Origin of the sequence: Pseudomonas lalucatii (genome assembly GCF_018398425.1) — a bacterium.
Classification (GTDB): Bacteria; Pseudomonadota; Gammaproteobacteria; order Pseudomonadales; family Pseudomonadaceae; genus Aquipseudomonas; species Aquipseudomonas lalucatii.
Window position 1 is genome coordinate 1,646,278 of sequence record NZ_JADPMV010000001.1, and the last position, 13,645, is coordinate 1,659,922.

Sequence of the window (13,645 nt, forward strand, 5' to 3'; positions counted from 1 at the left end):
CCCAGTGCCGGGCTGAGCGTTTCTGCCGTCCGGCCAAGCCGCCGCCCGTGGGGCGTGCCTAGGCCTGGGCGTACTCCTGCTCCACCTCCTCGAGGAAGGCCGCCACCACGCGCGGGTCGAACTGCTTGCCGCTGCGCGAACGGATATAGTCCAGCGAGTCGGCCAGGGACCAGGGCTCCTTGTAGGGGCGCCGGTGCATCAGCGCGTCGAACACGTCGACCACCGCGACGATGCGCGCCGAGAGGGGAATCTCCTCGCCCTTCAGGCCCTGGGGGTAGCCGTTGCCATCGAAGTGCTCGTGGTGGCCGCCGGCGATCTCCGCGCCGATCGACAGGTAGCTCTGCCCCTCCACCATGCGCGCCGAACGCTGCAGGATGGCCGCGCCGATGCTGGCGTGGCGGCGCATCACCTCGCGCTGCGCCTGGTCATGCACCCCGGGCTTGAACAGCACCAGGTCGGGGGTGGCGACCTTGCCGACGTCGTGGAGGATGCTGGCCATGCCGACCAGCTCGAGGAAACGCGGCGTCAGCTGATCGGGGTAGTCGCCGCGCGCGGCCATGCGCCGGGCCGTGCGCGCGGTCCAGCGTTCGACGCGCAGCACGTGATCGCCGGTGTCGCAGTCGCGGTACTCGGCCAGGTCGGCCAGGGCCACCACAGTCGCCTCCTGCGCGCGAGTCATCTGCAGGTGATGATGGAGGTTGTCGAAGGCCGAGGCGATGCGGCTGCAGAACACCTCCAGCAGGTCCTTGTCGACCTCGGTCAGCGGCCAGGGCGGGGTGAAGTACAGGAGGAACTCGTGACGGGTCTGGGTCGGGATGTAGAGCACCTCGTTGGGATAGGCATAGAGGCTCTGGCGCGTCTCTATGGCCCGCAGCATCAGCGGGTAGGCCGGATGGTCCTCATCCAGCTCGTCGTGCCGGGCCGTCTCGGCGAAGCTGCCGGTGGCGCCGAGCACCTGCAGGGCGACCGAGCCCGAGCCGGCGCCGCGGCGCACGCAGAGGATGCCGTGGGTGCCGACGTCGAGGATGGCGCCGATCTGCGCCAGCACGCCGGAGGCGAACTCGCGTAGCGAGTGGATCTGGTAGAGGTTGGCCGAGCCCTCGAGGATCTTGCTCAGACCCTGGCGGCTGCGCTCGATGGCCACCAGGCTCTCGTAGGCGCGCAGGGAGGAGATGACCGTGGTGTAGAGCTTCTGCAGGGTCAGCTCGGTCTTGGCTTTGTAGTCGTTGATGTCGTAGGCGACTATCACCTCCTGCTCGGGCGCCTGCCCCGGCTGGCCGGTGCGCAGGACGATACGCACCAGCGAGTTGCCCAGTTCCTCGCGCACCCGCTGCACCAGGCGCAGGCCGGCATCCTCGGTCTCCATCACCACGTCGAGCAGGGTCAGGGCGATATCCGGCTGGTCGCGCAGCAGGGCGAAGCCCTCCGCGCCGCTATAGGCGCTGAGCAACTCCAGCTTGCGCCCCTTGTACTCGACGTCGCGCAGGGCCAACTGGGTGACCCGGTGCACATCCGGCTCATCGTCGATGATCAGCAGCCGCCACGGCATTTCACAGTGCAATACCGCCGGTTCGGCGCTGTCGTCGATCAGCCAGTCGTCCTCGTCGTAGGCCTGTTCTTTGCTCACGTTGCCTCCTCTGGCGGCTGCGGGGCGATGCGCGGAATGCGCAGGGTGAAGCAGGTGCCCTGCCCCGCCGTACTCGCCACCTGGATCTGGCCGCCCAGGCGCCGGGTCACAAGGTTATAGACCACGTGCAGGCCCAAACCGCTGCCGCCGACGCCGCGTTTCGTCGTGAAAAAGGGCTCGAAGATGTGCGGCAGATGCTCGGCGGCGATGCCCTGGCCGTCGTCCTCGAAGCACAGCACCAGCCAGTCGCCGTCGACCCGGGCGTCGAGCCGGACCTGCCCCGCCGCCCCGTCCGGGAAGGCATGGGTCACCGCGTTGACCAGCAGGTTGGTCACCACCTGGGCCAGCGCGCCGGGGTAGCCGTCCAGCTGGATGCCCTTCGGGCAGCCGTTGCGCACCTGGATCGGCAGGCGCTTGTAGGTCGGCCGCAGACTCTCGACCACCTCGTCCAGGTAACGGGCGAGGTCGAACTCGCGGCGCGCCTCGCTGGTCTGGTCCACCGCCACCTGCTTGAAGCTGTGCACCAGGTGCGCCGCGCGGTTGGCGTTGGCCAGGATCAGCTCGACGCCCTCCCCGGCGCTGCGCAGATAGCCCTCGACCTCCGACTTCTTCAGACGCCCGGCCTCCAGCTGGGCGGTAAAGCGCCGGGTCTGTTCGGCCAGCACGCTGGCGCCGGTCAGGGTGATGCCCAGGGGTGTGTTGATCTCATGGGCCACGCCCGCCACCAGACCGCCGAGGGCCGCCAGCTTTTCCGCCTGGATCAGGGTGGCCTGGGCGCGCTGCAGCTCCTCGTAGGCGCCGCGGATGTCGCTCTCGGCCTGCCGCCGGGCCTCCAGGTCCTCGGCCAGGCGCTGGGCGATGCGCCTGAAACCGCCGAGCACCTCGCCGAACTCGTCGAGCCGGGTACCCGGCAGCACCAGCGACTCCGGCGGGCCACGGTGCTCGGCGGCCTGGTGCAGGGCGTCGCGCAGCGCCGCCAGGGGCTTGAGCACCTGCAGGCGCAGGCTCAGCGACAACGCCGCGACCAGCAGCACGTCGAGGGCGAGGATCTCCAGGAAGCGCCGCCACACCTGCTCGTTCAGCGTGTCGTGCATGGCCTGGCGCGACAGCAGTACCTGCACCCGGCCGAGCACCTGCTGCTCGTCCCGCCCGCGGTTGCGCAGGGGAAACTCCAGGTGATCGTAGCGGGCGCCCTGGCGGCGCGCGGGCTCCCGCACGCCGGCGGAGGCCAGCCGTTCGCCGTGCTCGCTGTGCACCTCGATGCCCAGCACCGGCGGCTTCACCTCGGCGGCCAGGTTTTCCTGCAGGGTCGCGGTGTCGAAGTTCCACAGCGGATTGACCAGGTTGGTCTGCAGGCGCTGCTGCACGCTGTCGCGGTCGCGCTGGTACTGCTCGAGCAACTGACTGCGCATGCTCCAGTAGGCCAGGGCCCCGGAACAACTGAGCAGCGCCGTGACCAGCACGACGAACAGGGCATTGAGGCGGAAGCCTATACTGTTTCTCATCACCTACCCCCGCCGCTCACCGGCGAGATCGACCCGCACCGGGGCGACGGTGCGGGATGGACGAGGCGCAAGCCTTACCTACCACGATAGTCCACCGGGCCCATGCCGACTCCGGCCCCCGGCAGCGCAAGCGAATGACGCCGATGATCGAATGCCTGAAGCGCCGCCTGAGCGGCCTGTTGACCCTGACCCTGCTGCTGGCCCTGACAGCGGCGAGCCATGCCGAGACCCGGGTCACCCTGCTGATCGACGAGGCCTATCCGCCGTTCACCTACCGCTCGAGCGAAGGCCAGGCCGCCGGCATCTATGTCGAGATACTGCGCGCGGCCGAACCGCTGCTGCGCGGCTATCGCCTGGAAATCGAGCCCATGCCCTGGCTGCGCGCGATGACCGAGATCGAGGCCGGGCGGGCGCTGGCGGTCGTCCCGCCCTACTACCGCCCGCAGCAGCGGCCGTGGATCAAGCCCTATTCGCGGCCCATCCTGCAGGAGCGGGTGGTGGTGTTCTGCCACCGCGAGGTGTTCGCCGAAGGGCCGCGCCCACGCTGGCCGCGGGACTATCACGGCCTGCGCTTCGGCAACAACCCGGGCTACCTGTCGGCGGACCAGCCGTTCTGGCGCGCCGTGCGCCGCGGCCAGATCCGCATCGAGGATGCCCCGGGCAATCGCGCCAACCTGCAGAAGCTGCTGCACCGGCGCATCGACTGCTATTTCAACGAGCGCCTGTCGGTCCTCGCCGAGCTGGCGCAGATGCGCCGCGACGGGCTGTACGGCACCACGAACGCCGGCGCGATAGTCGAGGGGCCGACCATCTCCATGGAGAACAGCCATGTCGGCTTCAGCGACCGGACCGGCGAGCGCTTCCCCTTCAAACAGGACTTCGCCCGGCAACTGGACGCCGCCCTGCAGCGCCTGCACCGCTCCGGGGAAATCGAGCGGATCGTGCGGCGCCACACCCAATGACCCCCGCCGGGCCGCCGCGCGACGCTTTGCAGGACGCCGCCCGTGCAGTACACTGCGCCACTACTGTATAAATAAACAGTTTTCTAGCAACCCTATCAGCGTGAAGGCGTAGAGGTGATGAATGGCCGTCGAAGTGGTGTACCGCAGCAGTCGAGACCTGGAGCGTTTGTTTATGGATAAGGCCGAAGCCGATCGTCACGACAAGATGCTGGAACTGGCCGAGTTGCTCGCCGAGGTGCTGCAGAAGGCCGTGCCCTCGCTCAACGAGCAGCAGGGCGAGGAGCTGGGTATCTATATGGCGAAGCACCGCGAGATCTTCGCCAAGGCCTTCAAGAACCAGCCCGACGCCCTGGGCGAGCTGGGCAAGGACGAGGCCGCGCAGTAGCCGCCACCCTCTAATAGACGGCCAGCAGGCCGGGCAAGGCATCGACGATCAGGCCGACGCCGGCCAGCGCCATCAGCGCGAAGACCAGCCAGCGTACGCCCCGCAGGGACAGGCGCGGCGGATAGCGGCGCAGCAGCCAGCTGAGCAGCAATACCAGCGGCAAGGCCTCGGCGCTCAGCCACAGGGTGGCGGCATGCAACTGCCCCTGCGCCAGGACCAGCCCCAGGCGCGCCGCCGCATTGGCGGCGAACAGCGTGATCAGGGTGTTGCGGATCACCTCGTAGGCCAGGGGCTGGCGATACAGGTGATAGACGATCGGCGGCCCGCCACTGGAGAACAGGCCGTTGAGCAGCCCGCACAGGCCGCCGGCCAGCCAGAACGAGGGCTGCCCCGACAGCTTCGCCCGGGGTCTGCTCTGCACCACCAGCATCAGGCTGGCGACGACGATCAGCACGCCGAGCAGCAGGCGCAGCCAGACGATCTGCTGGTCGCCCAGGGCGCCCAGGCCCCAGATACCCAGGCTGACCCCGAGCAGGCTGCTGAGCAACACCGGCATCAGCACGCCGCGATCCAGTTGCGGCCTGTCCCCGCCCAGGGTGCCCATGGCATTGCCCAGGGTCAGGATGCTGATCACCACCGCCACCTCGCCGAGCGGCAGCACCTGCAGGTTGGCGACCAGGCCGAGCAGGATCAGGCCGAAGGCGAAGCCGGTGAGGCCCTGCGCCAGGGTCGCCAGGGCGACGCAGCCGAGGAACAACAGATGCACCTGCACACTCATCCCGCCTCCCTGGCCGGCCACCTCGGCCGGCCCGCCTATGGGCCCGCGCCAGCCACAGCCGGCCCATGGGCACGCAGCTGGACATGCCGGCCGGTGGCCGGCCTCATCCCAGCCAGTTCACCGCGCCGAGGATCAGCAGCGCGAGGAACAGCGTCTCGCTGACCAGCAGGGTGGCCGGGCGCCAGCCGACTTCCAGCAGCGACTTCAGCGAGGTCTTCATGCCCAGGGCGGCGATGGCGGTGATCAGGCACCAGCGCGACACGTCGCCGGCGAATTCCTGCACCTGCGCCGAGGCCACGCCGCTGCTGTTGATGGCCACGAAGACCACGAAGAAGATGATGAACAGCGGCAGCGGCAAGGCCGGCCGCGGCCCCTCGCCGTTCTTGCGCAGCAGCAGCGACAGGCTGAAGACGATAGGCACCAGCATGGCCACGCGCAGCAGCTTGATCACCGTGGCGCTGTCGCCGGTTTCGTCCGACATGCTGTAGCCGGCGCCGACCACCTGGGCCACGTCGTGGATGGTGGCGCCGAGGAACACCCCGGCCTGCTGGGCATCGAGGCCCAGCCACTGGGCGATCGGCGGGTAGGCGATCATCGCGATGGTGCTCAGCGCGGTGACGCTGATCACGGTGAAGATGGTGTTGCGCTCGCTGTCCTTGTTCTGCGGCAGCACCGCGGAGATGGCCAGCGCCGCCGATGCGCCGCAGATCCCCACGCTGCCGCCGCTGAGAATGCCGAAGTCGCGCGGCTGGCCGAGCAGACGGGCGAGCAGGATGCCGAAGCTGATGGTCAGGAACACCGCCCCGATCACCACCGCCATCAGGGTGCTGCCCAGGGAGAGGATCTGCTCCAGGGTGATGCGCATGCCGAGCAGGGCCACGCCGATGCGCAGGATGGTGCTGGAGGTGAAGCGGATGCCGGCGACCGCGCGGCCCTCCTCGGAGAGGAAGCCCAGGGCCATGCCCAGCAACAGCGCCATCAGCATCACCGGCGCGCCGTAGTGCTCGGAGAGGAAGGCCGCGCTGGCGGCGACCACGGCCGAGGCGATCACCCCGGGCAGCAGCAGCGCGAGGCGCTGTCGGCGGCACATCAGCCAGGACGTCGGCACCGCCGCATCCGTGGTCTGGCTGTGGCTGGGCGGGATCGTGTGGTGTTGTTTTATTGTCATGTCGGCACCTACACCCTTAGAGGCTAAGACTCGGAGTCTCGATGCTAGAGAAACCGTCCACCCCCCATTAGGGCCACGCCGCGGGCGTCGTAGGGGCCAGCCGCCGGAGCGCGCTTGGCCCAGAACGAAGGCGCCAGCTGGCGCTACGGGGCCACCGCGGCCGGCCCCTATAGTGGTGCGCGCACGCCCCGCGACAGGCCCCCGCGTGGGGAGACGGCGGGCGCCCGCCCATCACCCGGAGAGCCCCCATGACCCTGGATAACCTGCGCATCGTCCAGCTCGGCGAACGCCTGTGCGCGACCTGGCAGCAGCCGCACCCGGCGTTCGCCGCGGGCCGGGATGCGCGCAGCAGCGACAACGGCCTGCTGCTGACCTGCTACGGCAACCTGGCCAGGGCCGCCGGCGCCGCCTGGCAGAACGCCGGGCGCACGCTGATCGACAAGACCTACCTGCGCATGCTCGGGGACCGTGCCGGCCTGGACTTCCTCGGCCTGAGCGCCGACGAGCTGGCCGCGCGCCTGGATGGCTTCATCCGCCGCGAACTGGCGCCGCGCTGGGTGCAGCTGGACGAGTGGCGCGGCGGCGAGGGCCTGGAGCCGGCCCTGGCGCTGCTGGAGGCCGGCAACCGGGCGCTGTTCGACGACGACTCCGGGCAGCGCGCGACCAGCTGGCTGCTGTTCTACCTCTGCCCGCAACTGCCCCTGCTGCCGATGCCGGCCGGCGCCGCGCAGCGCCCCTGGCTGCAGCGCGCGCAGGAGCTGCAGGCCCAGCTGCCGGTGCTGCCACGGCCCCGGCAGTTCGCCGGCGATGCCCGCCAGCAGGCCCTGATCCGTCAGCTGATCGAAGGCGGCGACTGGTGGCGCCGGCGGGTGCTGGCGGCCTGGCTGGCCGCCTCCGCCACGGACTGACGCCGGCCGCGCCGGCTCAGGCGAACGCCTGCTGCAGGCGCTCGCGCTCCGCGGCGCTGTACTGCACGGCGCCCACCGGAATGCGCCCGCCGAGGGCGCCGCGCACCTGCTCGACCTCCGCGGCGCTGAAGGCGCCGCACAGCTCGATCAGCTGCACGTTGCGGGTCAGCAGCTCCTGGGCCACCAGCACCGCCTGCTCGACGTCCGCCACGCCGCACAGGGTCGCGGCGAACGCCTCGGACTCCAGGCAGCCGTTGTGGGTGAGAAAGTCCATGCCGGGGGCCTTGAAGATGAAGGCATAACGTTGCAGAGCCATTGGCGGTTCCTCGCTAGTGGGCCAGGGCGCGGCGCGGCGCCTGCTGACGGTGGTCGATGAAGATGGAAGCCAGGGCGCAGGAGGCCAGCCGCGCCTCCAGCGGGTCGGCGCGCGAGGTCAGCACGATCGGCACCCGCGCCCCCAGCACCAGGCCGGCGGCGGTGGCGCTCATGAAGTACACCATCTGCTTGAACAGGAAGTTGCCGGCTTCCAGGTTCGGCACCAGCAGGATATCGGCATTACCCGCCACCTCGCCGCCGATGCCCTTGATCCGCGCCGCCTCCAGCGATACCGCGTTGTCGAAGGCCAGCGGCCCCTCGACGCAGGCGCCGCTCAGGGCGCCGATGGCCGCCAGCTTGACCAGCTCCGCGGCATCCTGGCTGGAGGGCATGCTGCGGGTCACCTCCTCGGTGCCGGACAACACCGCCATGCGCGGCAGCTGGTAGCCCAGGGCATGCATCAGCTCGATGGCGTTGCGGGCGATATGGATCTTGTCGACTATGCTCGGCTGCACGTTGATCACCGCGTCGGTGATCGACAGCGCCTTGTCGCTGCCGGGCAGGGTCATGTGGAAGACATGGCTGAGGCGGCTGGCGGTGCGCAGCCCGGCCTCGCGCTTGAGTACCGCGCGCAGCAGGGTGTCGGTGTGCAGGTGGCCCTTCATCAGCGCCGCCGCCTCCCCGGCGCCGGCCAGGGCACAGGCCAGTTCGGCGCTCTGCCCTTCGTCGGCGGCGGCGAGGATGCGCAGGTCGTGCAGGTCCCAGTCGATGGCCTCGGCCAGGGCGCGGATCTGCGCCGGATCGCCGACCAGCACCGGCTCGATCAGCCCCGCCTCGCTGGCCTGCCTGGCGCTCTCCAGGCTCAGCTGGTTGACCGGGTTGACCACCGCCGTGACCACCCGCGGCAGGGCCTTGGCCCGCTCGAGGAGGAACGCCGGGCATTCCCGTGGAATAGTGCTCAACATGATTGCTTTCCCGATTGTTCGCGGTCGAAGCCGCAACGGCGCCCTAAGGCGCCGCTGCGGTGTTACCTAGGGACTCTTTCCCTTTCATCGCGAAGCGCGTTGCCGCGGCGACTCAGACGTAGTCCTTGTACTTCTCCAGGAAGCGCACCGGCTTGGACAGCGCATCGCGGCGGAACGGATCGCCCAGCTCGCGGGTGCACATGATCTCGATCACCGTGGTCTTGCCGGCCTTCTGCGCCTCGCAGGCGGCCTTCAGCGCCGGGCCGACGTCCTCCAGGCGGTCGACGGTGACGCCTTCGGCGCCCATGGAGCGGGCGATACCGGCGAAGCTCTGGTTCTCCAGGTCGCCGGCGACGAAGCGGCGGTTGTAGAAGTCCACCTGGTTCTTCTTCTCCGCGCCCCACTGGCGGTTGTGGAAGACGATGGAGGTGACCGGGATGTTCTCGCGCACGCAGGTCATGATCTCCATCATCGACATGCCCCAGGCGCCGTCACCGGCGTAGGAGATGGCGGTGCGGTGCGGCGCGGCGACCTTGGCGCCGATGATGGTCGGCAGGGCGTAGCCGCAGTTGCCGAAGCTCATGGCGGCGAAGAACGAGCGCGGCTGCTCGAAGCGCAGGTAGCTGTTGGACACCGAGTTGATGTTGCCGATGTCGGTGGAGACCATGGCGTCGGCCGGCATGGCCTTCTCCAGCTCGCGCAGGACCTGGCGCGGGTGCAGGTAGCTGCCCTCCTCGCCGCTCTGCTCCTTGATCATGTCCAGCGAGTATTCGTCCTTCTCATGGATCCAGGCGTTCAGCTCGGCTTCCCAGTTGGCCTTCTCCAGGGCGATTTCCTCGGCCCGCGCGCCCTTGTTCTCCAGGCAGCGTACCGCCAGGTTCTCCAGACGACCGAGGAGGTCGCTGGCGGCGGCCTTGGCGTCGCCGCAGATGCCGACGGTGATCTTCTTCACCAGGCCGAGCATCTTCGGATCGCAATCGATCTGGATCACCTTGGCCTGCTTCGGCCAGTAGTCCAGGCCGTGCTGCGGCAGGGTGCCGAACGGGCCCAGGCGGGTGCCCAGGGCGATCACCACGTCGGCCCGCGACAGCAGCTTCATCGCCGCCTTGGAACCCTGGTAGCCGAGCGGGCCGCACCACAGCGGGTGGCTGGCCGGGAAGGAGTCGTTGTGCAGGTAGCTGTTGACCACCGGCGCGCCGAGGTACTCGGCCAGCGCCTTGCACTCTTCCACCGCGTCGCCCATGACCACGCCGCCGCCGGAGATGATCACCGGGTTCTGCGCCTCGGCCAGCAGCGCCGCGGCCTCGGCCAGGCTCTGGGCGCCACCGGCGCTGCGCTCGATGCGGATCGGCGCGGGGATCTCGACGTTGATGTCGCCGTAGAAGAAGTCACGCGGGATGTTCAGCTGAGTCGGGCCGTTCTCCAGCATGGCGCGGTCGAAGCAGCGGGCGGTCAGCTCGGCCATGCGCGCCGGATTGGCGACGTGGCCCTGATACTTGGTGATGGTCTCGAAGAACGGCAGCTGCTGGGCTTCCTGGAATCCCCCCAGGCCCTGGCTCATGGAGCCGGTTTCCGGGGTGATCACCACCACCGGGCTGTGCGCCCAGTAGGCGGCCGCCACGGCGGTGACGAAGTTGGTGATGCCCGGGCCGTTCTGCGCGATGCACACGCCATGGCGGCCGCTGACCCGCGAGTAGCCGTCGGCCATGTGCCCGGCGCCCTGCTCGTGGACCACGGGGATGAAGCGGATGCCGGCCGGGGCGAAGATATCCATCGCATCCATGAAGGCCGAGCCCATGATGCCGAAGATGTCGGTAACGCCGTTGGCGACCAGGGTTTCTACCAGGGCTTCGCTGGGAGTCATGCGTGGCATGTCGGTATTCCTCTCGTTGCTTAAGGGACGGCGACGGAGCCGCCGGTTTTATCGGGGCTCAGCCGCGCGGCGGCATGGGCGCACAGGGATAGCCGAGGGCCTCGGCCACTTCCGGACAGGTGACCTGCCCGGCATGGATATTCAGGCCATTGGCCAGGTGCGGATCGCGGCGCAGCGCCTCCTCCCAGCCCAAGTCGGCCAGGGCGACGATGTGCGGCAGGGTGGCGTTGTTCAGCGCCAGGGTGGAGGTGCGCGCCACCGCACCGGGCATGTTGGCCACGCAGTAGTGCACCACGCCATCGACCAGGTAGGTCGGTTCCTGGTGGGTGGTGGCACGGGAGGTCTCGAAGCAGCCGCCCTGGTCGATGGCCACGTCGACCACCGCCGAGCCCGGCTTCATGGCCCGCACCATCTCGGCGCTGACCAGCTTGGGCGCGGCGGCACCGGGGATCAGCACGCCGCCGATCACCAGGTCGGCGGACAGCACGTGCTCCTCCAGCTCGGCGCGGTTGGACAGCACCGTCTGCAACTGGGTGCCGAACTCGCTGACCAGGCGCCGCAGCACCTCGATGCTGCGATCCAGCACCACCACCTGGGCGCCCAGGCCGAGGGCCATGCGCGCGGCGTTGGAGCCGACCACGCCGCCGCCGAGGATCACCACCTTGGCCGGCTCCACCCCCGGCACGCCGCCGAGCAGCACGCCGCGGCCGCCGCGGGACTTCTCCAGGCAGCTGGCGCCGGCCTGGATCGACATGCGCCCGGCCACTTCCGACATCGGCGCCAGCAGCGGCAGGCCGCCCCGGCTCGAGGTCACGGTCTCGTAGGCGATGCAGGTGGCGCCGCTCTCCAGCAGGTCGACGGTCTGCTCGCGGTCCGGCGCCAGGTGCAGGTAGGTGAACAACAGTTGATCGCGGCGCAGCTGCTTGCGCTCGCTGGCCTGGGGTTCCTTGACCTTGACGATCATCTCGGCCCGGGCGAACACCTCCTCGGCGCTGTCGGCGATGCACGCGCCGGCGGCACGGTAGTCGTCGTCGCTGAAGCCGATGCTGGCGCCGGCCTGGGTCTGCACCAGCACGGCGTGGCCACGGCTGGTCAGCTCCTGAACGCTGGCTGGCACCATGCCGACGCGGTACTCGTGGTTCTTGATCTCTTTCGGAACGCCGATAAGCATGCCGGTCTCTCCCGTTGTTGTTGTGTGGAGTCAGTGAGGCAAGTCGAGCGAGCCGCCGTGGCGCACCCGAGGGTGGTGCGGCTGGCTTGGGGCTAGAGTAGGAGCCGGGGGAAAGAGCCAGATAGAACCAGTTGCGGGGCAGCTGTTGCGCCAGGACGGCGCGCTTCGCTGGCGGCGCGATGCGCCGCTGCCCCATGGCGCCGGGCGGCGGGCACGGCGAGGGCCAGGCGCCTGGCGGCCTGTCGCGCTAGTGGTCGGTGGATCGGGAGGGGGTGGCCGCGGCGCCGGCCACCCGGGCCGCTAGGCCTGGCGGCGCAGCTGCTGCTGGATCAGCTCGGCGAGCAGCTTGACGCCCGGACGGATGCGCTCGGTGGCGATCGAGGAGTAGCCGAGGCGGAAGTAGTTCAGCGGCGGGTTGTCGCCGCAGAAATGGATATCGCCCGGCTCGATGAGAATGCCCTGGGCCGCGGCCTCCTTCTGCAACTGCCGCGCATCCAGGCCTTCCGGCCCCTGGACCCAGTAGCAGGAACCGCCGAAGCTCGGCTCCTGGGACGACTCCGGCAGGTACTCGTGCAGGGCGTCGCCCATCTGCTCGTGGCGCTCCTGGTAGGCGCGCATCAGGCTCATGATCAGCGCGTCGTGGTAGCCGCGCTCGAGGAACAGCGCCACCGAACGCTGATTGTTCGCCGCCGGGTGGCGCACCATCAGCCGGCGCAGCGCCCGCGCCTCGCGGATCAGCGCCTCGGGGCCGACCAGGTAACCGACCCGCAGGCCCGGCGCCAGGGTCTTCGACAGGCTGCCGACGTAGAGCACCCGGTCGTTGGTATCCAGGCTCTTGAGCGCCGGTATCGGGTTGGCCTTGAAGTTGGTCTCGCTCTCGTAGTCGTCCTCGATGATCAGGAAGTCGTGCTGGTTGGCCCGGCGCAACAGCTCGTAACGGCGCTCCAGCGGCATGGTCACGGTGGTCGGACACTGGTGGCTGGGCGTGGTGTAGATCAGGTCGCAGCGGTCCAGCTCGTCGCCGAGCACCAGGCCATGCTGGTCCACCGCCAGCGGCTGGATCCGCGACGGATTGAGCGTGGCGATATTGCGGATGTCCATATAGCCCGGGTCTTCGATGCCCATCAGGCTGTCGGGACGCAGCAGCAGGCGCGCCAGCATGTACAGGGCGTGCTGGGCGCCGACCGTGACCAGGATCTGCTCGGGCGAGGCCCAGACCCCGCGGCGCGGCAGCAGGCGGGTCCTGATCTGCTCCATCAGCAAGGGGTCGTCGTTGTCGAAGCGGTCCGAGGCCCAGTCGCGGATCGCCGGAATGCTCACCGCATCGCGGCAGCATTCGCGCCAGTTGGCCGTGGGGAACAGGGCCGGGTCGAACTGCCCGTAGATGAAGGGGTACTGGTACTTCTGCCAGTCCCGCGGCTTGCTCATGTTGCGCTGCTGCGACGGCTGCACCACCAGGCGCCGCGACCAGTCCGGCGCGCTGCCGTCGGCTGCGGCCGTGGCCGTGGCCGCCGACGGCGTTTCCACCTTGCGCGCCAGGATGTCCGGGTTGACGTAGTAGCCGCTGCGCTCGCGGGCCAGCAGGTAGCCGTCGTCGAGCAGGTGCTCGTAGGCCAGCACCACGGTATTGCGCGCGATGCTCAGCTGCTTGGCCAGCTTGCGGCTGGAGGGCAGCGCCGTGTCCAGCGGGATATTGCCGTTGAGGATGGCCTGGGCGATCTGCTCGCGCAGCTGCTGCTGCAGACTGGTGGCTTTTGCGGCTGACAGGTGGAACAGCTGGAACATGGATGGCCTCGGCTGAAAGGACGACGAACGTTGGCCCACCCTAGCGCGGCCAACGCCTTCACAATGCGCGGACTGTCGCCTGCGCGACACCTGCGCCGCAGACTAGCAACAACAGCCGGGGTAAGACCATCGGCAACGCGCGCCCCGGTTCACCCGGACACGGCAAAAGCCGGGCCGCCCACCTGGGGTGGGGAGCCCGGCTG

The 13,645-nt window shown here is 69.4% G+C and carries 12 protein-coding genes; 3 read left to right on the forward strand and 9 right to left on the reverse strand.

Annotated elements, in window-relative coordinates; translation table 11 throughout:
* Positions 1 to 58: 58 nt before the first annotated feature.
* Together I0D00_RS07475 and I0D00_RS07480 are read right to left on the reverse strand one after the other, a co-directional pair.
* Positions 59 to 1,627, reverse strand: a complete 1,569-nt coding sequence (locus I0D00_RS07475) for a DUF3369 domain-containing protein (RefSeq protein ID WP_213639107.1) — start codon at positions 1,625 to 1,627, stop codon at positions 59 to 61.
* Positions 1,624 to 3,132 carry a sensor histidine kinase gene (locus I0D00_RS07480; RefSeq protein WP_213639108.1) on the reverse strand — a complete coding sequence of 503 codons (1,509 nt, stop codon included), beginning with the start codon at positions 3,130 to 3,132 and terminating at the stop codon, positions 1,624 to 1,626. Before I0D00_RS07480 ends, I0D00_RS07475 begins: the two co-directional genes overlap by 4 nt.
* A gap of 143 nt (positions 3,133 to 3,275) precedes the next feature.
* Here I0D00_RS07480 and I0D00_RS07485 point away from each other — a divergent pair, with 143 nt between their 5' ends.
* Both I0D00_RS07485 and I0D00_RS07490 read left to right on the forward strand, forming a co-directional pair.
* On the forward strand, positions 3,276 to 4,094 hold the full coding sequence (locus I0D00_RS07485) for a substrate-binding periplasmic protein (protein WP_213639109.1): 819 nt from the start codon (positions 3,276 to 3,278) through the stop codon (positions 4,092 to 4,094).
* 121 nt (positions 4,095 to 4,215) lie between these two features.
* Positions 4,216 to 4,479: a YebG family protein gene (locus I0D00_RS07490; RefSeq protein WP_213639110.1), complete on the forward strand. Its 264-nt coding sequence runs from the start codon at positions 4,216 to 4,218 to the stop codon at positions 4,477 to 4,479.
* A 10-nt stretch (positions 4,480 to 4,489) separates the two neighbouring features.
* Here I0D00_RS07490 and I0D00_RS07495 read toward each other — a convergent pair whose 3' ends face one another.
* The gene (locus I0D00_RS07495; RefSeq protein WP_213639111.1) at positions 4,490 to 5,257 is read right to left on the reverse strand and encodes a TSUP family transporter; all 768 of its coding nucleotides are present in this window, start codon (positions 5,255 to 5,257) and stop codon (positions 4,490 to 4,492) included.
* A gap of 103 nt (positions 5,258 to 5,360) precedes the next feature.
* Positions 5,361 to 6,347 carry a YeiH family protein gene (locus I0D00_RS07500; protein ID WP_213640246.1) on the reverse strand — a complete coding sequence of 329 codons (987 nt, stop codon included), beginning with the start codon at positions 6,345 to 6,347 and terminating at the stop codon, positions 5,361 to 5,363.
* A gap of 326 nt (positions 6,348 to 6,673) precedes the next feature.
* On the opposite strand from I0D00_RS07500, the gene I0D00_RS07505 reads away from it, so the two are divergent.
* The gene (locus I0D00_RS07505; protein WP_213639112.1) at positions 6,674 to 7,333 is read left to right on the forward strand and encodes a hypothetical protein; all 660 of its coding nucleotides are present in this window, start codon (positions 6,674 to 6,676) and stop codon (positions 7,331 to 7,333) included.
* Between the two features lie 16 nt (positions 7,334 to 7,349).
* Here I0D00_RS07505 and I0D00_RS07510 read toward each other — a convergent pair whose 3' ends face one another.
* The 5 genes from I0D00_RS07510 to pdxR form a co-directional block, all read right to left on the reverse strand.
* Entirely contained in the window at positions 7,350 to 7,649 is a 300-nt protein-coding gene (locus tag I0D00_RS07510; RefSeq protein WP_213639113.1) for a DUF6506 family protein, read from the reverse strand.
* Positions 7,650 to 7,662: 13 nt separating this feature from the next.
* Positions 7,663 to 8,613 (reverse strand): bifunctional enoyl-CoA hydratase/phosphate acetyltransferase, encoded by a 951-nt coding sequence (locus I0D00_RS07515; RefSeq protein ID WP_213639114.1) that lies wholly within the window; start codon positions 8,611 to 8,613, stop codon positions 7,663 to 7,665.
* Between the two features lie 112 nt (positions 8,614 to 8,725).
* Positions 8,726 to 10,486, reverse strand: a complete 1,761-nt coding sequence (xsc, locus tag I0D00_RS07520; protein ID WP_213639115.1) for a sulfoacetaldehyde acetyltransferase — start codon at positions 10,484 to 10,486, stop codon at positions 8,726 to 8,728.
* Between the two features lie 58 nt (positions 10,487 to 10,544).
* Positions 10,545 to 11,657, reverse strand: coding sequence for an alanine dehydrogenase (gene ald / locus I0D00_RS07525; protein ID WP_213639116.1), 1,113 nt, complete (start codon positions 11,655 to 11,657; stop codon positions 10,545 to 10,547).
* A gap of 300 nt (positions 11,658 to 11,957) precedes the next feature.
* Positions 11,958 to 13,442, reverse strand: coding sequence for a MocR-like pyridoxine biosynthesis transcription factor PdxR (pdxR, locus tag I0D00_RS07530; RefSeq protein ID WP_213639117.1), 1,485 nt, complete (start codon positions 13,440 to 13,442; stop codon positions 11,958 to 11,960).
* Positions 13,443 to 13,645: the final 203 nt, after the last annotated feature.